24 protein-coding genes and 1 riboswitch are annotated in these 25,326 nt (G+C 34.4%); of the genes, 14 read left to right on the top strand and 10 right to left on the bottom strand.

Annotated elements, in window-relative coordinates; all coding sequences use genetic code 11:
* Positions 1-82 precede the first annotated feature (82 nt).
* Positions 83-1,954, bottom strand: a complete 1,872-nt coding sequence (locus Q4500_RS11990; protein WP_303599893.1) for a TonB-dependent siderophore receptor — start codon at positions 1,952-1,954, stop codon at positions 83-85.
* A 70-nt stretch (positions 1,955-2,024) separates the two neighbouring features.
* Positions 2,025-2,283, bottom strand: a riboswitch (cobalamin riboswitch).
* Positions 2,284-2,329: 46 nt separating this feature from the next.
* Here Q4500_RS11990 and Q4500_RS11985 point away from each other — a divergent pair.
* From Q4500_RS11985 to Q4500_RS11960, 6 genes are all read left to right on the top strand, one after another.
* Entirely contained in the window at positions 2,330-3,502 is a 1,173-nt protein-coding gene (locus Q4500_RS11985; protein WP_303599892.1) for an ABC transporter substrate-binding protein, read from the top strand.
* Positions 3,503-4,534 (top strand): iron ABC transporter permease, encoded by a 1,032-nt coding sequence (locus Q4500_RS11980; RefSeq protein ID WP_303599891.1) that lies wholly within the window; start codon positions 3,503-3,505, stop codon positions 4,532-4,534.
* A 15-nt stretch (positions 4,535-4,549) separates the two neighbouring features.
* The gene (locus Q4500_RS11975) at positions 4,550-5,332 is read left to right on the top strand and encodes an ABC transporter ATP-binding protein (RefSeq protein WP_303599895.1); all 783 of its coding nucleotides are present in this window, start codon (positions 4,550-4,552) and stop codon (positions 5,330-5,332) included.
* Positions 5,333-5,444: 112 nt separating this feature from the next.
* Complete coding sequence (gene rmuC, locus Q4500_RS11970) at positions 5,445-6,794, top strand: DNA recombination protein RmuC (RefSeq protein WP_303599890.1); 1,350 nt, start codon at positions 5,445-5,447, stop codon at positions 6,792-6,794.
* A 34-nt stretch (positions 6,795-6,828) separates the two neighbouring features.
* Positions 6,829-7,194, top strand: coding sequence for a 6-phosphogluconate dehydrogenase (locus tag Q4500_RS11965; protein ID WP_299800006.1), 366 nt, complete (start codon positions 6,829-6,831; stop codon positions 7,192-7,194).
* Positions 7,195-7,213: 19 nt separating this feature from the next.
* On the top strand, positions 7,214-7,759 hold the full coding sequence (locus Q4500_RS11960) for an acyl-CoA thioesterase (RefSeq protein WP_073245963.1): 546 nt from the start codon (positions 7,214-7,216) through the stop codon (positions 7,757-7,759).
* Here the strand turns inward: Q4500_RS11960 and pgl are convergent.
* Entirely contained in the window at positions 7,740-8,465 is a 726-nt protein-coding gene (gene pgl, locus Q4500_RS11955; protein WP_303599889.1) for a 6-phosphogluconolactonase, read from the bottom strand. The two genes, Q4500_RS11960 and pgl, sit on opposite strands and share 20 nt — an antisense overlap.
* 35 nt (positions 8,466-8,500) lie before the next feature.
* The gene (zwf, locus tag Q4500_RS11950) at positions 8,501-10,033 is read right to left on the bottom strand and encodes a glucose-6-phosphate dehydrogenase (RefSeq protein ID WP_303599888.1); all 1,533 of its coding nucleotides are present in this window, start codon (positions 10,031-10,033) and stop codon (positions 8,501-8,503) included.
* Between the two features lie 184 nt (positions 10,034-10,217).
* Here zwf and gndA point away from each other — a divergent pair, with 184 nt between their 5' ends.
* The 4 genes from gndA to Q4500_RS11930 all read left to right on the top strand — a co-directional run bounded on the left by gndA (position 10,218) and on the right by Q4500_RS11930 (position 14,457).
* Complete coding sequence (gndA, locus tag Q4500_RS11945) at positions 10,218-11,618, top strand: NADP-dependent phosphogluconate dehydrogenase (protein ID WP_303599887.1); 1,401 nt, start codon at positions 10,218-10,220, stop codon at positions 11,616-11,618.
* 10 nt (positions 11,619-11,628) lie between these two features.
* Positions 11,629-12,165 (top strand): DUF3124 domain-containing protein, encoded by a 537-nt coding sequence (locus tag Q4500_RS11940; protein WP_303599886.1) that lies wholly within the window; start codon positions 11,629-11,631, stop codon positions 12,163-12,165.
* 58 nt (positions 12,166-12,223) lie between these two features.
* A complete protein-coding gene (locus tag Q4500_RS11935) occupies positions 12,224-12,562 on the top strand; it encodes a GIY-YIG nuclease family protein (RefSeq protein ID WP_282050087.1) in 339 nt (112 codons plus the stop codon).
* Between the two features lie 269 nt (positions 12,563-12,831).
* Positions 12,832-14,457 carry a long-chain fatty acid--CoA ligase gene (locus Q4500_RS11930; RefSeq protein WP_303599885.1) on the top strand — a complete coding sequence of 542 codons (1,626 nt, stop codon included), beginning with the start codon at positions 12,832-12,834 and terminating at the stop codon, positions 14,455-14,457.
* Positions 14,458-14,504: 47 nt separating this feature from the next.
* Here the strand turns inward: Q4500_RS11930 and carB are convergent, their stop codons facing one another.
* The gene (gene carB / locus Q4500_RS11925) at positions 14,505-17,357 is read right to left on the bottom strand and encodes a carbamoyl-phosphate synthase large subunit (protein ID WP_303599884.1); all 2,853 of its coding nucleotides are present in this window, start codon (positions 17,355-17,357) and stop codon (positions 14,505-14,507) included.
* 90 nt (positions 17,358-17,447) lie between these two features.
* Positions 17,448-17,615, bottom strand: coding sequence for a 50S ribosomal protein L34 (gene rpmH / locus Q4500_RS11920; protein WP_027067351.1), 168 nt, complete (start codon positions 17,613-17,615; stop codon positions 17,448-17,450).
* 252 nt (positions 17,616-17,867) lie between these two features.
* On the opposite strand from rpmH, the gene Q4500_RS11915 reads away from it, so the two are divergent.
* Positions 17,868-18,383: a DUF2892 domain-containing protein gene (locus Q4500_RS11915; RefSeq protein ID WP_299317760.1), complete on the top strand. Its 516-nt coding sequence runs from the start codon at positions 17,868-17,870 to the stop codon at positions 18,381-18,383.
* Positions 18,384-18,385: 2 nt separating this feature from the next.
* On the opposite strand, the gene Q4500_RS11910 is transcribed toward Q4500_RS11915, so the two are convergent.
* Both Q4500_RS11910 and Q4500_RS11905 read right to left on the bottom strand, forming a co-directional pair.
* A complete protein-coding gene (locus Q4500_RS11910; RefSeq protein WP_303599883.1) occupies positions 18,386-19,342 on the bottom strand; it encodes a lytic transglycosylase domain-containing protein in 957 nt (318 codons plus the stop codon).
* A 65-nt stretch (positions 19,343-19,407) separates the two neighbouring features.
* The gene (locus tag Q4500_RS11905; RefSeq protein WP_303599882.1) at positions 19,408-20,070 is read right to left on the bottom strand and encodes an alpha/beta hydrolase; all 663 of its coding nucleotides are present in this window, start codon (positions 20,068-20,070) and stop codon (positions 19,408-19,410) included.
* Between the two features lie 177 nt (positions 20,071-20,247).
* Between Q4500_RS11905 and Q4500_RS11900 the strand changes: the two genes are divergently transcribed.
* Positions 20,248-20,544 (top strand): GNAT family N-acetyltransferase, encoded by a 297-nt coding sequence (locus Q4500_RS11900; RefSeq protein ID WP_073244921.1) that lies wholly within the window; start codon positions 20,248-20,250, stop codon positions 20,542-20,544.
* 35 nt (positions 20,545-20,579) lie between these two features.
* Here Q4500_RS11900 and mtaB read toward each other — a convergent pair whose 3' ends face one another.
* From mtaB to Q4500_RS11885, 3 genes are all read right to left on the bottom strand, one after another.
* The gene (mtaB, locus tag Q4500_RS11895; protein ID WP_303599881.1) at positions 20,580-21,908 is read right to left on the bottom strand and encodes a tRNA (N(6)-L-threonylcarbamoyladenosine(37)-C(2))-methylthiotransferase MtaB; all 1,329 of its coding nucleotides are present in this window, start codon (positions 21,906-21,908) and stop codon (positions 20,580-20,582) included.
* A gap of 84 nt (positions 21,909-21,992) precedes the next feature.
* Positions 21,993-23,168: a GlmU family protein gene (locus Q4500_RS11890; RefSeq protein ID WP_303599880.1), complete on the bottom strand. Its 1,176-nt coding sequence runs from the start codon at positions 23,166-23,168 to the stop codon at positions 21,993-21,995.
* Positions 23,169-23,311: 143 nt separating this feature from the next.
* The gene (locus tag Q4500_RS11885; protein WP_303599879.1) at positions 23,312-23,596 is read right to left on the bottom strand and encodes a type B 50S ribosomal protein L31; all 285 of its coding nucleotides are present in this window, start codon (positions 23,594-23,596) and stop codon (positions 23,312-23,314) included.
* 181 nt (positions 23,597-23,777) lie between these two features.
* On the opposite strand from Q4500_RS11885, the gene Q4500_RS11880 reads away from it, so the two are divergent.
* The gene (locus Q4500_RS11880; protein ID WP_303599878.1) at positions 23,778-24,299 is read left to right on the top strand and encodes a DUF4199 domain-containing protein; all 522 of its coding nucleotides are present in this window, start codon (positions 23,778-23,780) and stop codon (positions 24,297-24,299) included.
* Positions 24,300-24,345: 46 nt separating this feature from the next.
* Positions 24,346-25,305 (top strand): glycosyltransferase family 2 protein, encoded by a 960-nt coding sequence (locus Q4500_RS11875; RefSeq protein WP_303599877.1) that lies wholly within the window; start codon positions 24,346-24,348, stop codon positions 25,303-25,305.
* Positions 25,306-25,326 lie beyond the last annotated feature (21 nt).

Below are 25,326 nucleotides of genomic sequence, written 5' to 3'. Positions count from 1 at the left end.
TACTGTTTATGATTTGGAGTTTTAAAACACACCTAATCGTAAAAGAAAAAAGGACAGCCAATTGGCTGTCCTTTTTTTTTGATTATAAACTTAATTTAAACCCAAGTCGAACATTTCTACCCTTCGTAGTAAAAGAAACTACCTCGGTATATTCTTCGTTTAAAATATTATCCACAGCTAAAAACGCTGATAAATTTGTACAAAACTGATGCCTCAATTGTAAATTAGCTAAACTAAAACTATCTAAAGTTACATTTGAAAATGTAGCAAAATCAGTATCGGTTCTATCGGATACGTACTGATAAGAGAGTCCGACAAGTGTCTTCTCTTTTATAGCATACCCAATAGTAGCGTTGATTTTACTTTTAGGTACTCTCAATGCCAAATCTTCTTTAGAATTGGTATAGGTATAATTAGCATCAAAAGTTAGACCTTTAACTAGTTCTGAATTTAAGCCTACTTCTACCCCATCGAAATGTGCGGTTTCAGCAGAATTTCTATACTGACTTTCAAAAGTTGTAAAATCAATTGTAACATAATCAATTCTGTCTTCTTCGGTTCTATTAAAATAGAGTGCATTAATGGTAAACGCATCTGAAATTTTAAATTCAATACCTCCTTCTAAAGTAGTATCTTCTTCTGGATCCAAATCAGGGTTCGCCCCAAACGGACCATATAACTGCGATAAGTTAGGTGCAATGTATGAAGTTGCATAACTACCCATAAACTTTAAATACCCATCATTAATACTAATTCTGTATGACGGATTAATATTATAAATGAAATTAGAACCGTATTCGCTGTGATTGTTTAATCGAACACCAGCATTTAAATTAATTCCCTGTTCACCAACATATACCGCATTTAAATAAGGATCAACCGTATTAGAATTGTATTCCTCGCTAAACAAAGTTTGATTGTCTATATAATTTACACCAACTATAGTATGAATGTTATCTGAAAACGTGTACTTGTTAAAAACATCTAATACATAAGATTGTGAGTCGTAAGTTGCCGGAAAGCTAGATTCAAACGATCTCGTAATCTGATTAAATGCTGTATTTAAATTAATACTTCCGTTTTCATACCCAAATTTAGAATTTAAGCCAAAACGCGACTGCTCACTAGTAAAATAGTAATCAGCATCTTCAATAGGGAAACCGTTATCAAAATCGCTATTCAATTTATTATAGAAGGCCGATGCGTTTATCTCAAAGCGTTCAGAAAATTGATACCCTACTTTTAAGTTACCATCTATTCTAGAAACTTCGTCTGACTCCGTACCTATTGCAGCCGATAATCCATCTGTAAATTGATGTCCTCCTGAGGCTAAAACAGATAATTTTCCATGCTTAGCCGTTAGGTTTACTGTATTCGAAATATCAGAAATATTATAATTCTGATCATCTTTTGTTTGGTTGGTTCCAAAACTTGAAATAACATCAAGCGCAAGACCTTCTTTCTTAGCTTTCTTCGTTGTAATATTTATGACCGCTGTTGCTGCCGAATTTCCGTAAAGGGTACTCGCTGCACCTTTTAAAATTTCAATGCTTTCAATTTGTGCCGTATTCAATAATCTTAAATCATACTCGGCGCTTGTACCCGATGGATCTGATACTTGAATTCCATCGATAATAACCAAAACTTGACGATTATTACCACCTCTAACAAAAGTAGAAAGGTTCTGACCGGCAAAACTTCTGGTACCGTTAATTTCAATTCCGCTTTTCGTGTTGATAATTTCAGCAACCGAACGTCCCTGATTTTGTGCCAATTCTTTTTGAGAAATAGTAATAACGGTCTTACCCGAATTTTCTCGTTTTAATTCAAAACGTGAATCACTAACGACAACCTCATCAAGTTGTAAAGTGTTTGTAGAATCTTGCTCTTGCTGTGCTCCTACTTTAGCACATAATAATACAGTGACCGCAGGCCACAATAAATAATTTTTCATTCGTTTAAATTCATAAACGGGAGCGTAGTATGTCTGTACCCATACGCAAACCTTTATCCCGAAAGTTTAACATTGTTCGTTTGAATAAGGCAGGTCTCCTGACTTGTTTAATACTATTCTGCCTTCCCATGTTTTCCAAACCGGTTTGGATCCCATAGTGACTTTGAAGAAAATAGTACCTTCTTAAAAAGAAGTATCAAACAAAAACTATTTGCCAATAGATAGGTTTGAAATAAACTTACAGTTGCGGGAACAGCTCTAGATTTTCACTAGATTCCCTTTTAATTTCATCATCAAAAACGATGAAAACCAAAATTCACGGCGAAAGTAAACATTTAGTTTAATCTTTCTCGCTAAACTTTTATAATACTACTTTTGAAAAACAGACTAGATATAACCATGTTTAAACGCTTACTTATTATTAGTTACCTTTTTTTGTTATGCGGATGCAAACAGCAGAAAAAAGATTTAACACTCGATCAAAACATTACAAGTATTACATCCGTAAGGTATGCCAATGGTTTTTCAATCGAAAATCAAAGCAATGGTATTACTATCATCAAAGTCTTAAAACCTTGGGCAAATGCAGAAACTACCTATACATATGCATTGGTACCAAAAGAGATTCAAGCCACAATTACATTAAACAAAAGTGAATATGATGCTATAATTTCAACTCCTGTAGAAAATATTGTGGTAACCTCAACTACTCATATTCCTGCTTTAGAAGAATTGGGAGTTCTACATCAACTTATTGGTTTTCCCGATACCAAGTACATTTCTTCTTTAGCAGCAAGAAAATTAATTGATGCCGGGCAAATTAAAGAATTAGGTGTCAACGAAAGTATAAATACAGAGGCGGTTCTAGCTTTGCAGCCAGACCTTATCTTCGGCTTTGCCATTAACGACGGTAACAGTACCTATGAAACCATACAACGTGCTCATATCCCTGTAGTTTATAATGGAGATTGGGTAGAAGAAACTCCTTTAGGTAAAGCCGAATGGATTAAGTTCTTCGCTCCTTTTTTCAATAAAACTAAAGAAGCTGACACCATTTTTAATAAAATTGAAGCATCTTACCTAGAAGCCAAAAAGCTAGCTTCTGAAGCCAAAAAAAAACCTACCGTTCTAAGTGGAGCCATGTTTAAAGATATATGGTATTTACCTGGCGGAAAAAGTTGGGCAGCGAATTTTCTAGAAGATGCCAATGCTGATTACCTCTGGAGCTCAACAGATGAAAACGGAAGCCTCTCTTTAAGCTGGGAGAGTATTCTTGATGTTGGGCAACATGCCGAATATTGGATTGGACCAGCACAATTAGCTACTTACCAAGAAATGGAAGCATCAAGTCAGCATTATACACAGTTTGATGCCTTCAAGAATAGAAAAGTATTTTCCACGGCGAATACCAAGGGAGAAACTGGCGGTACTTTATATTATGAATTAGGTCCACAAAGACCAGACCTTGTGTTGAAAGATTTAATCCATATTTTACACCCTGGATTATTACCTAATTACGAACCCTACTTTTTTAAACCACTGCTTTAATTGTTAAAACAAACTACATATAGCTATCATTTTATAGCCTTGCTGATGGTATTGCTTCTATGCTTTATTATTAATATTTGTTTAGGCTCTGTAAATATTTCATTTGTAGATACTCTAAAAGCGTTATTTGGAATAGCAACTAAAGATTCTTCTAACTACTATATAATTTGGGAGTATAGACTGCCAAAAGCAATAACAGCTATATTGGTCGGTGGCGGACTCTCACTTAGCGGACTTCTCATGCAGACCTTATTTAGAAATCCCTTAGCAGGACCATATGTACTTGGTATTAGCTCTGGGGCTAGTTTAGGCGCTGCGCTCTTAATTATGGGAACTTCTCTATTTTCTGGCGCATTCAACTTTTCTACCTTTAATGACATTACACTTGCTATTGCATCTAGTCTTGGTTCTTTTTTGGTGTTATCATTAGTTCTTGTTGTTGCAGCTAAAGTAAAAGATACTATGGCTTTATTAATTATAGGGCTTATGTTTGGTAGTATAACAGCTGCTTTTGTAAGCGTACTTTCATATTTCTCTAAAGCTGAAAAATTACAACAATACATTTTTTGGTCATTTGGTAGTTTAGGTAATTTATCTTGGGTACAATTACTAATAGTCGCGCTTTGTACTATAATAGGAATTTTTCTAAGCATCATTTCCATTAAACCTTTAAATGCTTTTTTGCTCGGGGAGAATTACGCTAAGAGCTTAGGTATTGGTTTACAAAAATCGCGGTACACTATCATAGTAGCCACAGGTTTACTTGCTGGATCCATTACTGCCTTTGCCGGACCTATTGCCTTTGTCGGATTAGCCGTACCACACATTACCAAACAACTATTGCACACTACTGATCATAAAATTCAAATACCCGCTGTACTTTGTTGTGGAGCGATATTAATGTTGGTTTGCGATACCATTGCCCAACTACCGGGCTCAGTTAGTGTTTTACCTATTAACGCCATTACCAGTATATTAGGAGCCCCTGTAGTAATATGGTTACTGGTACGAAAAAGAAAAATGATATTTTAATATAAAACTAAAGTCATCAACAACAACAAATTAAATAGTATTTTACAAGTTGCCGACCTTTCTATTGGGTATGATGATATAGTCATTGCTTCTGCTATTTCTTTTGAACTACAGAAAGGGGAACTTGCAGCTATTGTTGGTGTAAATGGCATCGGTAAATCTACATTACTTCGTACGATAGGCAATTTTCAACCTAAAATATCTGGCTCTATACTCTATGAAGAAAAAGATTTAAATACGTATAACGAACTGCAAATAGCTTCTAAAATAAGTGTGGTACTTACAGAACCTATTGCTTCTAAAAATCTATCTGTTTATGAATTATTGGCTTTGGGCAGACAACCATACACAAATTGGCTAGGTAAATTGGCTGATGACGATATTTCAATTATTAGTAAAAGCATTGCTCTTTTAGAATTAGAGCCTTTCTTAGATAAAAAGTGTTTTCAGCTTAGTGATGGTCAATTACAACGTGTACTTATTGCTCGTGCCCTAATTCAAGATACCGATATTATTCTACTAGATGAACCTACTACTCATTTGGATCTATACCACAAAGTTCAGATTTTAAAACTACTAAAATCTATAGCACATGAAACTAATAAATCCATTTTGTTTACAAGCCACGAAATTGAACTTGCTATTCAATTATGCGATAAAATGTTGATTTTAGATGGAACTAACAATGCTTTTGATCAACCTTGTAATCTGATAGCAAATAACAGTTTTGATTCCCTCTTCCCCACTGACACCATTTCTTTTGACCCAAATACCGGTTCTTTTAGGATTAAAAAATAGAAATTTTAACATTTATCAGAAATTCAATTAGGTATGTTAATTAAAAACAGACCTGCTCGTTTAAACTTTACTACCCAATCAAGTATCTTTACCTGATTACGTTAGCACACCGATGAACGAAATTTATATTTATTTACTAATAGCAATCCTTTGTCTTGCCATAGGATATTTTCTTGGTAACTATATTCAGCTTCTAAAAACAAAATCTCGGCAAAGCACTTTAGAAGAACGTGAGCAGCAAATGCTGAATAACCTTTCTGTGTTTCAAGATCGATTAAAAGAAAATGAGAAACATAAACTACAATTGCAATCAGAAAAGGAGCAACTAGGCAACCAAATCATTAGATATCAAGCAGACCTAGAAAACTTGCATCAAAAGAATAGCGAACAGAAGGAAGAAGTTGAAAAGCTTCAAGAAAAATTCACTAAAGAATTCGAGAACCTTGCCAATAAAATTCTAGAGGAAAAGAGTTTAAAATTTACTGAGCGAAACGAGAAGAATATCAAAAACATTCTTACTCCGTTAAATGAAAAAATACTTCTTTTTGAAAAGAAGGTTGAAGAAAGTCAGAAAGAAAACATCAGTATACATTCTGCTTTAAAAGAACAATTACTGAACCTGCAGACTCAGAACATTAAAATTACCCAAGAAGCAGAGAACTTGACCAAAGCTTTAAAAGGTGACAGTAAAATGCAAGGTAACTGGGGCGAGCTGGTATTGGAGCGTGTGTTAGAGAAATCTGGTTTAGAGAAAGACCGTGAATATACCGTTCAACAAAGCTTTACTCGAGAAGATGGTAGCCGCGTGCTACCAGATGTTATCATCAACTTACCCGACGGTAAGAAAATGGTGGTGGATTCCAAAGTATCCTTAACCGATTACGAGCGCTATGTAAATGCTGAAGATGAACTCAGAGAGAAGTTCTTAAAAGACCATATCAATTCCCTTAGAAGACACGTAGATCAATTATCTGCCAAGAAATATGAGGATTTGTATGAAATGGAGAGTCCCGATTTTGTATTGATGTTTGTCCCGATAGAACCAGCATTTGCCATAGCTATCAATCAAGATAGTTCTTTATACAATAAAGCTTTTGAACAAAATATTATTATTGTTACTCCTTCAACACTTCTTGCTACCTTGCGCACCATTGATAGCATGTGGAACAATGAAAAGCAACAACGAAATGCTATTGAAATAGCACGGCAAGCTGGTGCTCTTTATGATAAATTTGAAGGCTTTGTTGGCGACTTAATGAAAGTAGGCAAAAAGATGGAGGAAGCTAAAGGAGAATACCGGGGTGCGATGAACAAATTAGTCGATGGTCGTGGTAATATTATCACTAGTATAGAAAAGCTTAAAAAAATGGGTGCGAAAGCGAAAAAATCCATACCCGAATCATTAATTAATCGCGCCATTGAAGATGACGATTTCGAAGAGGAACCTAAATTAAAATTATAATACCAACCATTAATTATATATTAAATCTAAACACATGAAAAAGATAGTATCATTACTTTTATTAAGCGTAGTCGTTATTGGTGCGCTGTATTATGCCTTTATATACTTCGTAACCTTTAGTGAAGGTGTACGCTCTGGAGAACTCATTAAAATTAGTCACAAAGGTGTCATGGCGAAAACTTGGGAAGGTGAAATAAGCCAAGGGATTTCTGGAGCTCAAATATTCTCTTTTTCTGTATTGGACAAAGACAAAGAAGTAATCGAAAAATTACAAGAATATCAAGGTCAGTATGTAAAAGTAAGCTACGTAGAACGCTATACAACTTTCTTTTGGCTAGGTGATTCTAAATATTTTGTTACTGAAGTTCAAGCAGAAAAATCACCACATGTCAGAAACTAAGAAAGAAATTATCAAGTCTATGGAAAAGTTCAAAAGCGTAAGAGAGTCTAGAGTTTCTATCACCGAATTAATGCTTCCCTCTCATTCTAATTTTGGAGGAAAGGTACATGGCGGCCATATATTGAACCTAATGGATCAAATTGCCTTTGCCTGTGCATCCAAACACTCTCAACAGTATTGTGTAACCGCATCTGTTAACCGAGTAAACTTTCTAAACCCTATTGAAGTTGGTGAACTAGTGACCTTGAAAGCTAGTATAAACTATACGGGTAGAACTTCTATGGTAGTTGGTGTTCGTGTAGAATCAGAGAATATTACATCTGGCACTAAAAAGCACTGTAATTCATCTTACTTTACCATGGTAGCAAAGGGAACAGATGGTAAAAATGTTCCCGTACCAGGATTAATAATTTCTGATGACCAGGGTGTTAGAAGATTTGCACGTAGCAAATATCGTAAATTAGAAGCTCAAGAAAGAGACACTAAATTTGAATCTAAAACCTTTAATTCTGAAGATTATTTAACTGAATTAAAATCTGAAAATATTAAGATTGAGATGAAGTAAGAAGCTTTGCTGCAGCAGCATCTAAAAACCAGACCAAGTCTTTTGTTTTAGGTGCTACATGGCTTGCAGGGTATTCTAAATACCCCTCTGCTCTATCAATAATAATCTTGACCTTTTCTGCCTTGCTTTCGCCTGTTACCAAAAAAGCAACAGTTTTTGCATTATTAATTATTCTACCTGTCAAAGAAACTCTTCTTTGACCAGATTCTGGATGAATAGCTACTTCACAGTTATCGGGAGAAACCCAAAGGTTAATCTCATGTGGAAAAATAGATGCCGTATGACCGTCATCACCCATACCAAGAATAACTAAATCAAATTGAGGCAAGCCTAATTCTTTTGGTAATTCTTTATCCAATAAATCACCATAACGCTTAGCTTCTGCCTTAGGATCATTTTCACCTTTTATTCTATGAATGTTTTGCTCAGGTATATCAACTTTAGATATTAAATGCTCTACAGTCATTTTATAATTGCTCTCAGAATCATCTGGCGCTACACATCTTTCATCGCCCCAATATAAGTGAATAGTACTCCAGTCTACTTTATTAGCAAACTCCTCTGCCAAAACATCAAATACAATCTTTGGCGTACTACCACCTGATAATGCAATATGAAAAGCTTTCTGAGTACCTGACTTTTCAATCAGATATTTAGAAAACTCTTCTGCAACCTTTGTTTTATTTTGATAAACTTTTAATTCCATCTTCTCTCAATACTTAAATTAATCTTCTACCCTTACTAGCAAATTACACAGTAACCAGATTCGTCTGCTAAATTCTCGCTAGGGTTGCGCCATTCCCCTACTCCTTCAATAAGTTCATTGGCATTTTCAGGACCCCAAACTCCGGCTGCATAGCCGTACATTTTTACATCCTTACCATTTTTCCAATAGTCTAAAATAGGATCTACAAATGCCCAAGCAGCCTCCACTTCATCTGCTCTTGCATATAAAGTAGCATCACCTTGCATTGCATCTAACAATAGACGCTCATAAGCTTCCATCACATGTGTTTCTGTTAAACTAGAATAGTAAAAATCCATATTTGCGCGTTCTACTTCAAAACCTTGCCCTGGAACTTTTACTCCAAATTTTATCAAAATACCTTCATCTGGTTGAATACGAATAACCAATTTGTTATCCTTGTTACTAATACCAGATTCCTTAAAAATTTGATGGTGCGGAGTTTTGAAATGTATAACTACCTCAGTAACTTTTGTAGGCATACGTTTTGCCGTTCTCACATAAAAAGGAACATCTGCCCAACGCCAGTTATCTACAAAGAATTTAACCGCTGCAAAGGTTTCAGTAGTTGAGTTTTTATCAACTCCCTCCTCTTCTCGATAACCATTAACTTCTTGTCCATCAATCTTAGAAGACACATATTGAGCTCTAATTGTATTTTCAAAAAGTGTCTTCTCGTCATTCATAATCCTAAGTGACTTTAACGCTTTCAGCTTCTCATTACGAATTTCTTCTGCATCGGCACTCAATGGCGGCTCCATAACAATAAGAGCAACTATCTGTAATAAATGACTCTGAAACATATCTCTTAATGCGCCAGATTTATCATAATATCCACCTCTTTTTTCAACACCCACGCTCTCGGCATTTGTAATTTCTACGTGGTGAATATAATTTCTGTTCCAAAGTGGTTCAAAAATACTATTGGCAAAACGTGTTACCAATAAGTTTTGTACTGTTTCTTTTCCTAAATAATGATCAATTCTAAATATCTGCCCTTCTTTAAAATAGGTATGTAAACCATCGTTCAATTCTTTGGCAGATTCTAAACTATAACCGAATGGTTTTTCAACTATAATTCTTCTCCAGCCCGTAGATTCATTATTTAAACCTTGCTCAGATAAATTCTTTGCAATTGGCTCATACAAACTTGGTGGTGTAGATAGGTAAAACATATGATTACCATCTGTACCATATTTCTGATTTAAATCTGAAATACGTTTTTCTAAACGTTCGTATGATGTATCATAATCTGAGCCTAAATCTTCATAAAATAGTTTATCAGCAAATTTCTGAATATAATCCTCATCAAACTCCTCTCTTTCTTTTTCTAAATAAGGACTTTGTAGAACAACTTTACTTCTAAACTGTAAATCACCCAAATCACTTCTACTCACACCAAGAACCACAAAATTATCTGGAAGATCATTGCCCTTATATAAATTGAAAATAGCTGGTATAAGTTTTCTTGCCGTTAAATCTCCAGATGCTCCAAAGATTACGAGCATTTGATTTTCTGTCTTCTTCATTATAGGTTGATATTCTTTATTCTTCAAATATCTTAAAAAGTAAGCCATTATAGGGCGTTATTAAGATACAATTTGGATTTAAAGTCAATATTTTAAATTATTTTTGATTTTCATTATGTTACTAACAATAGATAATTAGGAATTGTAACATTTTGCTGTATTCTAATTATAAAACATTCAATTTATGTACGATTTTGGTTTAGTAGGTCTTGGAGTAATGGGACAAAATTTTATTCTCAATGTAGCCGACAACGGATTTTCTGCCTTCGGATATGATTTAGATGATGAAAAGGTAGAAGCTCTTAAGACTTTAGGTGGAGATGAAGACAAAGTAAGTGCATCAAGTAATATAAAAACCTTCGTTAAAAACTTAAAGCAACCACGTAAAATAATGTTATTGGTACCTGCCGGTAAAATTGTTGACGGTGTTATAGAATCTCTTTTGCCACATATTGACAAAGGTGACATTATTATTGATGGAGGAAACTCTTTCTTTACAGATACGGACAGAAGAGAAGCATTTTTACAAGAGAAAGGTATTAACTTTTTTGGTGCAGGAGTTTCGGGTGGTGCAAAAGGTGCTCGTAAAGGTCCAAGTATTATGCCTGGTGGTTCAAAATCTGCTTACGAACATATTAAACCAATTTTTGAAGCAGTATCTGCCAAATATAACGGCGAACCTTGTGTAGCTTATTTAGGACCTAAATCTGCAGGTAACTATGTTAAAATGGTGCACAATGGTATTGAATACGGATTGATGCAGCTTACTTCTGAAATTTATGATGTTCTTAAAAAAGGTGGCGACTACAATAATGACGAATTGCACAGCACTTTCGCAAAATGGAATGCGGGTAGATTACAATCGTTCTTAGTTCAAATCACTTCTGAAATATTCGAGCAAGAAGATGATTTAGTTAAAGGACGCTTAGTTGATCAAATTTTAGATAAAGCAAAACAAAAAGGAACCGGTAAATGGACAAGCCAAAACGCAATGGATTTGGGCATACCTGTACCTTCAATTGATGTTGCCGTTAGCATGCGTGAACTTTCTGCTTTAAAAGATGAAAGAATTAAAGCCGACGCTTTATATGACAGACCATCTGTAGCACACATGGATAAAGAGAAGCTAGAAGCGCTTACAGAAAAGGCTTTATACTTTTCATTTATTATCACTTACTCGCAAGGGTTACACCAATTAGCAGATGCTTCTAGAGAATACGGTTACGATTTAGATATTTCTGAAATCGCTAAAATATGGAGAGCTGGTTGTATTATACGTGCCGGTTTGTTAGCTGATATTACTGAAGCTTTTATAGCTGAACCTAACTTGCCTAACCTTTTACTCTCTTCGAATTTTGTAAGTAAAGTAAAAGAAACTGTTGGTGCTGCTAGAGAATTAGTTGCTTTTGGTGCTCAAAACGGAATTCCGCTACCTGGTCTATCAAATTCACTTACATATTTTGATGCCTACACTTCTAGTAAATTACCTTTGAACTTAATTCAAGCGCAACGTGATTACTTTGGTTCTCACACTTACGAGCGTTTAGACCGTGAAGGTATTTTTCATACAGAATGGGAAGACTAAAAATCAACATTTGAAAAAAAATAAGACTGTTTTAAATAGTATTTGCCTTTCACTGATTATGGCTACGACAATTATGTCGTGTAAAGAGATTTCGAAAGAAGAAGTTCCGGTTGAGATTCTAGACAACCATACTCTTGACAGAAAGGCAAATGCTATTTTAATAGATTCTCTCGTTAGACAAGTTTACGTACCCATATATTCTGATATTTATAACCAGACCAGAGATACTAGAACATTGCTTACCGCTACCTTAAGTATAAGAAATACAAGCTTAAAGGATAGTCTATTTGTAAGTAAGATTGATTACTACAATACAGAAGGCGATTTAGTTAGAAGTTATATAGACTCCCCTATTTACCTTACTCCAATGGAGTCTATTGATTATGTCATTGAACAACAAGATACTTCTGGTGGTAGTGGCGCTAATTTCTTAATTGATTGGTACTCTAAAAAACAACTTAATCCGTTATTTCAAGCAGTGATGGTTGGCGGATTAGGGGCACAAGCGTTTTCTTTTACTACAGAGGGTATTGAGATATTTGAGTAATTGTTTGATTTTCCTGAAATTACCACAAGCCAATTATAGTCTATAATTCATACTTTTTATGTACTCTATTTACGTTATCGAATTATCTAAAAAAGTGTTCACTGAGAACAGAAAGTTTAGAGAAGCTAATCCGCAATTCAATGGTGTTTTAGAATGTCTTTATGTTGGTATGACGAGTAAAACTCCTAAAGAGCGCTTTGATCAGCATAAAAACGGAACCTTGAGTAAAAAAGGACATAATATATCTTCAAAAATTGTACAGAAATACGGCTTGTATCTGCGCGGCAGTCTTTTTAATCATATTGATAAAATAAAGTCAAGAACCGAAGCTTTAAAAATGGAAGAACAATTAGCTCTTGAGCTTCGACGAAAAAAGTATGCTGTTTGGTTTAATTAATATTTTTATTTAGGTAACGGCGTAACAGCATCTAAAAGCTCATCTTCCATTCTGTGATTTAATTTATTAAAAATCTACATACAGTATTCAAAGATCATACTTATTAAATTACCTGATAAAATAATTTTTTAACCTTAAAAGAGGATTATACAGGTTATGAGACATCTACGTTTATTTACATCAGCAAATGTTAAAATTGTGATGATATCTCATTATAAATTGATTAAATTTAAGGGTAAATCAATTATTTATACTTAAAGGATGTTTTTATGAACGGATTAATAATGGATTACCCACTTACTACAAACACTATCTTAAAATATGCGAATAACGCTTTTCCTGATAAAAAATTAATTTCATACCTACCCGACGGAAGCAGGCACGAATACACCTACGGAAAATTATATAAGCGTTGTTGTCAGCTTGCTAATGCACTAAAAAATAAATTAGGAATAACTAAAGGTGATATGGTTGGCACATTTGCTTGGAATCATTATCAACATGTAGAACTATATTACGGAATACCCGGTATAGGGGCTGTTTGCCATACCATCAATATAAGATTATCATCTCAGCAAACAGAGTTTATTATCAATCATTCCGAAGACAAAGTAATCTTTGTTGACGCCACATTAGTTCCTCTTTTAGAAAAAATAGCCCCTAAACTAGAGACTGTAGAAAAATATATAATCATCAATGCTCCAAAAGGCTATACAACTACCCTACCTAATACTATACATTACGAAGATTTAATAGGAGAACAATTAGATGCTATTGAATGGCCGACCATAAATGAAAATGATGCAAGCGGCATGTGCTATACAAGTGGCACTACAGGTATGCCAAAAGGAGTTTTATATAGCCATAGATCAACGTACTTACACGCTATGACGATTTTATCACCAAATGCAGGTAACTATAGCAATAACGATATAATTTTACTTGTCGTTCCTCAATTTCATGTTATGGCATGGGGTTTTCCTTATATGTGCCTGTTAACAGGCTCAGATATGGTTATGCCCTCATTACACTTGCGCCCAGATGCCATTATTAGAATTCTTGAAAGTGAAAATATCAACAAAGCTAACGGAGTACCGTCTATATGGAGAGGCGTGTATGAAGAAATGAAAAAGAATCCGCCGAAAACAAAGCTAGCCTTAGAAGAGTATTTAGTTGGTGGCTCTGCATTATCTGGTAGTCTTATAGAAAATTTTGAAAAGGATTTCGGTATTAAAGGAGTTCAAGCATGGGGTATGACAGAAACTTCTCCACTTGGTACAGCTAGTAGACTTCAACGAAAACATGAAAGCCTTAGCTATAAAGAACAAATTAAAGTACGTGCAAAACAAGGAATTGAATTTCCAGGAATAGAAATGCGAATCATTGGCGATAACGGAAAAGTAGCCCCACGCGACGGAAAAACAATGGGAGAATTACAGGTTAAAGGAGCCTGGGTCATTAAGTCTTATTTTAAGACTAATAGCCGCGATAGCTTTACAAAAGATGGTTGGTTTAGAACAGGTGATGTAAGTACAATAGATGCAAATGGGTATATGGAAATTACCGATCGAACAAAAGACTTGATAAAAAGTGGTGGTGAATGGATATCTAGCGTTGCACTCGAATTAGCGTTGATGTCGCATGCGAATATTAAGGAAGCTGCGGTAATTGCAATACCTGATGAAAAATGGTCTGAAAGACCTTTGGCAACATTAGTTTTAGCAGATAAAAATAAACATGTATCAACCGAAGAATTGAAAGAATTTTTATCAAAAGAATTTGCTAGTTATCAAATACCTGATAATTACGTCGTAATAGATGAAGTGCCAAAAACAAGTGTTGGCAAATTTGACAAGAAAGAGATTAGAAGATTATATGCAGAAGGGAAGCTTTAAAAAAATCAAAGTTCCCCTTCTACTATTTTATAAGTCTAATAAAAAGACTATTTACTTAAGTACATTTTACGTCTTGCATAAAGGTTGTAAAAATCATCGTCCTTAAGACTATCAATGAACAGAATACTTTCACCTGTACTCTTCATCTCAGGACCCAAATTCTTATTTACATTCGGGAATTTGTTGAAAGAAAATACCGGTTGCTTAATTGCAAAGCCTTCTAATTGCGGATTGAAGTTAAAATCTTTTACCTTCTTCTCGCCTAACATGACTTTAGTAGCATAATTTACATAAGGCTCCTTGTAAGCTTTCGCTATAAAAGGCACTGTACGAGATGCTCTAGGGTTAGCTTCAATGATATAAACTACCTCGTCTTTAATTGCGAATTGAATATTAATAAGACCTACTGTATTTAAAGCTAACGCAATTTTCTTTGTGTGATCTTTAATTTGCTGCATTACCAACTCACCTAGATTAAATGGCGGTAAAGTTGAATTTGAATCTCCGGAATGAATTCCACAAGGTTCAATATGCTCCATTATTCCTATTATGTAAACATCTTGACCATCACAAATGGCATCAGCTTCCGCTTCAATAGCGCCATCTAAATAATGATCTAATAATAATTTGTTATTTGGTATTTTTCTAAGAAGATTAACAACATGTTCTTCTAGTTCTTCCTTATTGATTACAATTTTCATTCCTTGTCCACCCAAAACATATGAAGGTCTAACTAGTAATGGAAAATCTAAAGTATCTGCTAACTCAGAAGCTTCATCTGCAGTTTCTGCAATTCCGTATTTTGGAAAAGGAATATCATTCTCTAATAGCATTTCTGAGAACCTACCTCTATCTTCTGCTAAATCTAAAGCATCAAAACTTGTTCCAATAATCTTTATACCGTATTTCGATAATTTTTCAGCAAGTTTAAGAGCAGTTTGACCACCTAATTGAACAATTACTCCCTCAGGTTTTTCATGACGAATAATGTCATATATATGTTCCCAAAAAACTGGTTCAAAATACAATTTATCTGCCGTATCAAAATCTGTTGAAACCGTCTCAGGGTTACAGTTGATCATAATAGTTTCATATCCACATTCAGCTGCAGCCAAAACCCCATGAACACAGCAGTAGTCAAATTCTATACCTTGACCTATTCTATTCGGTCCTGATCCAAGAACTACTATTTTCTTCTTATCAGAAACTATACTATCATTTTCAACATAGCGTGTTCCATCTGGTTTTTCTATTTCTGCTTCAAAAGTGGAATAATAATAAGGTGTCATCGCCTTAAACTCGGCAGCACAAGTATCAACCAACTTATATACTCTATTTATATTAAGCTCGGTACGCTTGTTATAAACTTCGCTTTCATAAGAATCTACCATGTGCGCTATTTGCCTATCTGCAAATCCTTTCTGCTTCGCTTCCAGTAATAAATCTTTTGATAATGTCGCAATGGTATACTTTGATATTTCTTTCTCCAAGAAATACAGCTCCTCATATTGCTTCAAGAACCACATATCTATTTTTGTGATTTCATGAATTCTGCTTAATGGAATACCTATCTGTATTGCATCGTAAATTACGAACACACGATCCCAACTAGGTATGGTCAACTTACTTATTATCTGATCGTAATTTTTATACCCTTTACCATCAGCACCTAATCCATTTCTTTTAATTTCTAATGATTGGGTTGCTTTATGCAATGCCTCCTGAAAAGAACGACCTATACCCATAACTTCTCCTACAGATTTCATCTGCAGACCTAAAGTACGGTCAGAACCTTCAAATTTATCGAAGTTCCAACGTGGTATTTTTACTATCACATAATCTAGTGTTGGCTCAAATAATGCCGATGTAGATTTCGTAATTTGATTATCTAATTCATCTAGCGTGTACCCTATAGCTAATTTGGTTGCCACTTTTGCAATCGGGTAACCAGTTGCTTTTGAAGCTAATGCAGATGATCTTGACACTCTAGGGTTTATTTCAATCGCTATAATATCTTCTTTCTCATCAGGACTAACAGCAAACTGCACATTACATCCACCTTCAAAATCACCTATACTACGCATCATATGAATCGCCATATCACGCATTTTCTGATATGTTCTATCTGAAAGTGTCATTGCGGGCGCTACAGTTATAGAATCTCCTGTATGAATTCCCATTGGATCCATATTCTCTATAGCACATATAATAACAACGTTATCGTTTTTATCCCTCAGAAGCTCTAATTCATATTCTTTCCACCCCATAAGGGCTTTATCAATCATTACCTCATGAATTGGAGAAATCTCTAAACCATAACTTAATTGCTCGTCGAAATCTTCTGGCTTATAAACTATAGATGCTCCTGCCCCACCAAGTGTATACGAAGCACGTATTACCAGCGGAAAACCAAACTCTTGAGCGATTTCTTTACCTTTTAAGAAAGAAGTTGCCGTAGCCTGTGGCGCCATACCAACACCTATCTTCAACATCAATTCTCTAAACTGCTCTCTATCTTCGGTAATATTAATGGCATCAATATCTACACCTATTAATTCTACACCAAAATCTTCCCAAATACCTTTTTTATCAGCTTCTATACAAAGATTCAACGCTGTTTGACCTCCCATGGTTGGTAAAACTGCATCTATCTGAGGGTGAGCTTTTAAAATCTCTACAATAGATTTTGTAGTTAATGGTTTTAAATAAACATGATCCGCCATTGAAGGATCTGTCATTATAGTTGCAGGGTTACTATTTATCAAAATAGTTTCAATACCATCTTCACGTAACGAACGTAAAGATTGACTACCTGCGTAATCAAATTCACATGCTTGACCGATAACAATAGGACCGGATCCTATTAATAAAATTGACTTTAAATCTTTTCTTTTTGGCATATTGAAATCTTTGTATTTTGGGAATTGGGCAAAAAAAAGGTGCTACTTTCAAAAAAGTAACACCTATATATTTTAAAATCTATGCAATCATTATTTCTTATGTCTTGTTTCAGAGGAAACAGTCAATTTCTTTCTTCCTTTAGCTCTTCTTCTTGCAAGAACCTTTCTACCGTTTACGGAAGCCATACGCTCACGAAAACCATGTTTGTTCTTTCTCTTTCTTTTTGACGGCTGATATGTTCTTTTTTGTCCGGGCATCTCTTAAACCTTTTCTATTTAAATTGAATAATTCAGATTTCTCTGTGAAACTGGGCGCAAATATACAAAGAGTTTTTTCTTTAACAAGTGATATGAAAAAAATATTTTTATAAATCCGTACGTCACAAAACGAAGCTTTTGATTAATTTTGCCCGAATCGAAATTTAGCACCGAAATCGCTTTATTTTAATAGGGTTACGATTAATTTCAAAATTTCAACCAAACAATCATCGACTAACAAAAACTTTTAATATGTTCAATAAAAATTTAAAATTAATCATTGCAGGACTCATAATTGCTTTTTCTGTGTACCAATTTATAGAAGGCAACATAGGAAATGGCATATTTTTAATCCTACTATCATTAATTTTTATCTTTCTTTATTTTAGAAATGAAATTATTCTTTTGGCTTTTTTAAGAATGCGAAAGCAAGATTTAACTGGAACAAAGAATTGGTTAGATAAAATTAAAAATCCTGAAGGGGCACTAACCCTTAAGCAACAAGGCTACTATAATTACCTACATGGTATTATATTTTCTCAAACCAATTTAACCCAAGCTGAGAAATACTTTAAAAAAGCATTAAAGCTTGGCTTAACAATGGATTATGATGTTGCTATGGCAAAATTGAGCCTAGCAGGTATTTCTATGCAAAAACGTCGCAAGAGAGAAGCTACCATGTTACTGAACGAAGCCAAAAAATTAGACAAAAACAATATGTTGACGGATCAAATTAAGATGATGCAGCAGCAAATGAAGAAAATCTAATCTTATTTAGTTTCCCTGTAGTATCCTTTATTAGGAATTTCTACAGTATACTTCTTACGAGAATTATTATTTAAATGCGCCTCTCTCAACCAAGGATTGTGGCGCTTTAATATTTTGTAGTTGATTTCATATTCTTGTGCAAAATTAGCAAAATCACTTACTGGCTTGTCTATTTCTACAGTAAATGTCGGTACCGCTTCGTACATATCTTCTTTCTCGATATGAAAACCATACTTTTCTGGATTAGAAAGGATTTCTTTAATCGCCATAATTCTAAATACATACCTACCTGTTTCACTACCAAGTAACAAATCCCAGTAATTATCTACTTGCTGAATACCCATATATTTATTGATAGCGCCTGGTCCTGCGTTATAAGCTGCAGCAGTTAATGCCCAACTACCATATTTGACTTTCCATCTGTTTAAGTACTTACAAGCAACCTCTGTAGACTTTTCTAAATGGTAACGTTCATCTACATTTGAATTTACCTCTAAACCATATTCTCTACCGGTTTCTCGCATTATCTGCCAAAAACCAGTTGCTCCTGCTGGCGAAACTACATTCGTCAATCCGCTTTCAGCTACAGCTAAATATTTGAAATCATCAGGAATTCCATTTTTAGCTAAAATTGGCTCTATTACAGGAAAAAACTTATTAGCTCTTTTAATAAGTAATACTGCGTTTGACTGCCAATAGGTATTCACCAAAAATTCACGATCTATGCGCTCCATAATTTCTGGATCTGCCTGAGGAACTATTTCTCCTGCAAAATTTAAATCAGCAGGTATATCAATTGATGAAATCTTATATGATTTAGATACGTTTTTCTGAACACTATCATTTGCAACCACCCTAGCATTATTTACAATACCGTCAGTGTTTCCCACAGCAAATATCAACGTACCCGCAACGAACACAACACCTAACAACATCAATATATTCTTAATAGTTTTCATGAATTTTATATTTTAAATTATTTCTATCAACACTTTACGCTACCAAAGGTATATATAGAACTATCTTATTCCAAAATAATTGTTGGCAAGTTCTCGTTAAACCACTTTGCCCTATGTATTATCATGGTATGGGTTCCATTGGGCACATGTATACATTTACCACAATTTTCAATTGGGAACACAGGGTCCTTCTCACCTTGTATATGCACCAATTTTTCACAGGGCACCTCTTGCTTCCAATTTACCAGCTCATTTATACACCAATCTATATAGCTTTTATCTCTAACAGATAAATACTTTTCATACAAAGAAAGACGCTTTGTTACACTTTCGCCAAATGCATATTTAGCTAATAATTCTACATTGTTAACCAAACCAGTAGGTAGCAGTTTATGAACACCGGTATACCTCGAAAATATCATACGTTTAGGTAGCTCATATCTAGTTTTTACACTCGACACAATTATCACTTTTCTCACCTCAATATACTTAGACATTTCTTGGACTAGGAGTCCGCCTAACGAAACCCCCAACAATACCACATTCTTGTGTTGTATTTTACTACACATGTTTTTTGCATAATCAACGAATGAAATACCCTTTACAGGAATACTCCATTCTAAAAAATGAAGCTCAAAGCTTTCTTTAGGTAATTTTATATACTCAAAAATCGTAGGACTTGCTGCCATACCAGGCATACAATACACATGAATTACATTATCTGTCATAGTCACGAAGCGTAGTAAAAACTAGGAAATTAAGTATTTTTTAACTACTTTTGTAAGAGAATGTGAAAAACATACGCAATTTGATATGTTATATTTTGTACAGCATTCTCGAATGATTAATTACGATATGAGAACATCGTAATTTTTTTGTCTAACAACAAAATTAAAATTTTCTATATGAACGATGTTATCATTAATGACAATTCTTTTCTGCGACAATTTGAAACTACTGTAGATGGTCATCTTGCCAGAATTGAATATTCTTCTCAAGAAAGAAAGATATTCCTTACCAAATTAGTCGTTCCAGAGGAAATTACAGATGAAGATTTTAGAGAAAACTTCATAAAAGCTGTTTTGAGTATTATTCAAGATAGAAATCTTAGAGTTGTTCCTACTAGTCCTCATATCGCAGGATTTCTTAGAAAGAACAGAAGACAATACAAAGAAATGTTACCTATCGGTATTCGTATCTAATAAATTAAAAAGCCTTTCAATTGAAAGGCTTTTTTTTATGCTTCTACTTTTTCATTTACAAAATTAAACCGAACCAGACCATCCTTATCAATTTCGGTCAACTTCACTTCATGCAAAGTATTTACTAGTCCGGGATTCCAAGGTAATTTTACTTTCACGTAATTCTCAGTAAACCCATGAATATATCCTTCTTTATTCTCACCCTCGAACAACACCGTTAAATTATTACCCAACTGACTCTCATAGAACGCTCGTCTCTTCTTTACAGACAATCCGCGCAACATTTTACTCCTTTTACTCCTTAGTTTATTAGGAACCACTCCACCCATTGTAGCAGCTGGTGTATTTTCTCTTTCCGAATACGTAAAAACGTGTAAATAAGAAATATCTAAATCATTCAAAAAGTGATACGTTTCTAAAAAATGTTCTTCGGTCTCACCAGGGAAACCAACGATAACATCAACCCCAATACAACAATTAGGCATTACCCCTCTAATCTTCGCTACTCGTTCTTTATAAAGATTCGTCATATAACGACGCTTCATTAACTTAAGAAGATCATCACTACCACTCTGCAAAGGAATATGAAAATGAGGTACAAAGGTTTTACTTTGAGAAACAAACTCAATTGTTTCATTCTTTAATAGGTTTGGCTCAATTGATGAAATTCTTAAACGATGAATACCATCTACCTCATCTAAAGCGGTAACAAGATCTAAAAAAGTATGCTCATGCTTTTTATTACCAAACTCTCCTTTACCGTAATCTCCAATATTTACCCCAGTTAGAACAATTTCCTTAATACCCTGCTCAGATATATCAGCTGCATTCTTTAAAACGTTTTCTAAAGTATCGCTTCGAGAAATACCACGTGCTAAAGGTATTGTACAATACGTGCATTTATAATCACAACCATCTTGAACCTTTAAGAATGCCCTTGTTCTATCTCCAATAGCATAACTACCTACATAAAAATCGGCATCTGCTATTTCACAAGAATGAACCTTACCATGATCATTTTTGGTTAAGTCATTTATGTAATCGGTAATCTTGAATTTTTCTGTAGCCCCCAAAACCAGATCTACGCCATCTACATCAGCAAGTTCTTCTGGTTTTAATTGAGCATAGCAACCTACTGCCGCAACAAAAGCATCGGGATTTACCTTCTGCGCTTTTTTAACTATAGTCTTAAATTTTTTATCAGCATTATCGGTTACAGAACATGTATTTATAACATACAAATCTGCTTTTTCTGAAAAACCTACCCTATCGAATCCCTCGTCTGCAAAACTTCGGGCTATGGTAGATGTTTCTGAAAAGTTCAACTTACATCCTAAAGTGTAAAAGGCCACTTTCTTCTTCATCTAATAATCTCTTTTGAGATTGTAAAAATACTTAATCTTAATTTGGCTTAAAAACACAACTATCTGTATTACAGCCTTAAGTACTTAATACTTTCTCCATTTTTTGGTTAATTCAAATACATGGGTAAGAATATCTGCCTCAACATCATTAAACTCCACTCCCCTTCTAGCCATCATTACCTTAGCTGCATCAAATGCTTTTGCAGGTTGATATGCCGTAAATCCAGATGCCCCACCCCAACTAAAACTTGGAACAAAATTTCTAGGAAACCCAGGGACATAAATATTAGAATTTACTCCAATTACAGTACCTGTATTAAACATCGTATTAATAGCCGTCTTACTATGGTCACCCATCATCAGACCACAAAATTGTAATCCTGTTTGTTCAAAACGCTCCGTTGCGTAATCCCACAAACGGACTCTAGCATAGTTATTTTTAAGGTTTGAATTATTGGAATCTGCACCTATATTACACCATTCTCCTAATACTGCATTCCCTAAATATCCCTCATGACCTTTACTTGAATATCCAAATATAACCGAGTTACTAACTTCACCGCAGACCTTACTAAACGGACCAATAGTTGTAGCTCCATAAAGCTTACCTCCCATTTTTATGATAGCATTGTTACAAAGTGCCAAGCCCCCTCGTATTAGGCTGCCTTCCCAAATTTCAGAGTTCTTACCTAAATAAATAGGTCCGTCGGTAGCATTTAGAATACTAAATTCAACTTTTGCTCCTTCTTCCAGAAATATGCGTTCAGGATGTATTAATCGATTAGTACCTGAAATAGGTTGACTTTTTCTACCTTTTGTTATAAAATCAAAATCAAACTGTAAGATATCTGCATTTTTATCGAAAATATCCCAGGTGTTATTGATTTGAACAATATCATCTTTAAATTCAACTATATTGAAATTACTTAATTCATCTACATTTTTAGAAGTCGCAGCTAAATAAGCTATTACCAATTCGCCCGACATTAACCTTTCGCCCAATCGCAAAGCTTTTACCGCTTTTAGCAACTCATTAGATGGTAATACCGAAGCATCTATAAAAACATTAGATTCTTCTAAATTAACAGGGTATTTTACACTTAAATATTCTTCGGTTAAAGATGTAACCGAAACTTTTAAAAATGCTTCCCAACGCTCTTTCAAGGTCATAATACCCACTCGAATTTCTGAAACGGGACGCGTAAAAGTGAAGGGCAAAAGATGATTCCTACGAGGACCATCAAAAAGAATAACATTCATACGAGATGATTTTTTTTCAAAATTAACAAATATCCGTAGAGCATCTATATTTAATAGACAACTTCCTTTATTTAAAAGTTAAATGAAAAAGAAACGCCTTCGAAAATTTCGAAGGCGTTATATAATATAAAGAAATAAAAGTACTATTCCTGTTCTTTTGTCTCTTCTGTTTTCTCTTCCTTGACAAATTTCTTGTACTTGTTCTTGAACTTGTCGATACGACCTGCTGTATCCAAGAATTTAGCTTTACCAGTGTAAAACGGGTGAGAGGTTCTTGAAATCTCCAATTTTACTAAAGGGTACTCAACACCGTCTACATCTAAAGTCTCTTTAGTGTCAGCTGTTGATTTAGTTAAAAATACTTCTTCATTAGACATGTCCTTAAAGGCCACTATCCTATAATTTTCTGGGTGTATATCTTTTTTCATTTTAAAAACTTTAACGCACCCATTCCGACGGGCACTCATTTTAAGGCTGCAAAAATAGTGAAATTCTACAAATGCACAATTAGAAATCTAAAAAAATATTGAAAATTAATTTTACCACATTTGTAACATTATTAATTATTGCCATACTAATATACAAAACAACCTATAATCACTATACATCATGGAAGAAAACGAACCAAAAACAGGAAAATTTGCAATGAATTACGGCTTACTTACAGGTCTTGTAGGTGTTGTATTTGCAGTTATGCTTTTTGTAATGGACATGCATTACGAACAAGTGACTTCTGTACAAATTATTCAAATAATAATATTAGCTGCCGGAATTGTACTCGCAATACTACAATTTAAAAAAGCAGGTGGCGGACTATTGTCCATCTCTGAAGCTTTAAAAGTTGGTGCAGGTGTGGCGTTGATAGCTGGAATTGTTGGACTGCTATGGTTTTTCATACAATCTAACCTAATAGAACCTGATTATTTAGATAAGGTATATGAAATAGGTAAGATAAAAGCAATGAAAGACAACCCTAGTCTTACTGAAGAACAAATTGACCAAGGCATTGAAATGCAAAAAGGTCTTGCATGGATTATGTACCCAGTAGGTTTAATAATAAATGTTCTTATTGCTTTAATCATCAGCTTAATTACAGGATTAATTCTGAAAAAAGAAGAAGCTGCTTATTAATGCTAAGTAATTGTAGTATTTTTGGAGGCAATACCACAAGTCGCGCATGCAATTATCAATAGTAATTCCTTTACTTAACGAAGAAGAGTCACTTAAAGAACTTCATGATTGGATTGTATCTGTGATGCAAGCCAATCATTTTTCTTATGAAATACTATTTGTTGATGATGGCAGCACAGATGCCTCATGGAAGATTATCACCGCATTATCTGAGAAAAACCCCGCTGTTAAAGGAATTCATTTTTTACGCAACTTCGGAAAATCTCAAGCACTACATGCCGGATTTAAAGCTGTAAGCGGCGATGTTATCATCACTATGGATGCCGATTTACAAGATAACCCAGAAGAAATTCCGGAGTTATATCATATGATAACCAACGAAGGTTTCGAATTGGTATCTGGCTGGAAAAAGAAACGATACGATTCTATCGTCTTTAAAAATACACCTTCAAAATTATTCAATTGGGCAGCAAGAAGAACATCTGGTGTTCGATTACATGATTTCAACTGTGGTCTAAAAGCATACGCGCATGATGTTGTAAAGAACATTGAAGTATCTGGCGAAATGCATAGATACATTCCTGTTCTTGCAAAAAATGCCGGTTTTTCAAAAATTGGAGAAAAGGTAGTTCAACACCAAGCTCGTAAATACGGTAAAACAAAATTCGGAATGGAACGTTTCATAAATGGCTTTCTAGATTTACTGACCATTTGGTTCGTATCTAGATTTGGTAAACGACCTATGCACTTATTCGGCGCATTGGGCGTTATAATGTTTTTGATCGGATTCGGATTTGCTATCTATTTAGGTATCGATAAATTATTCATCAACAAGTTTGGAAGATTAATTACAGACCGACCTCAATTTTATATTTCACTGATAGCCATGGTTATAGGAACACAATTGTTCTTAGCTGGTTTTCTTGGTGAAATATTAATACGTTCTAAGAAAGAAGAAAAAAGATATATCGTTTCAGAAGAAATAAACACAGCACTTTTAGAATAGTAAAATTCTTACTAACTTAAA

This window comes from Maribacter sp. 1_MG-2023 (assembly GCF_030547005.1).
In the GTDB taxonomy this organism is placed as follows: domain Bacteria; phylum Bacteroidota; class Bacteroidia; order Flavobacteriales; family Flavobacteriaceae; genus Maribacter.
This window is presented reverse-complemented; position numbering and strand designations above follow the sequence as displayed.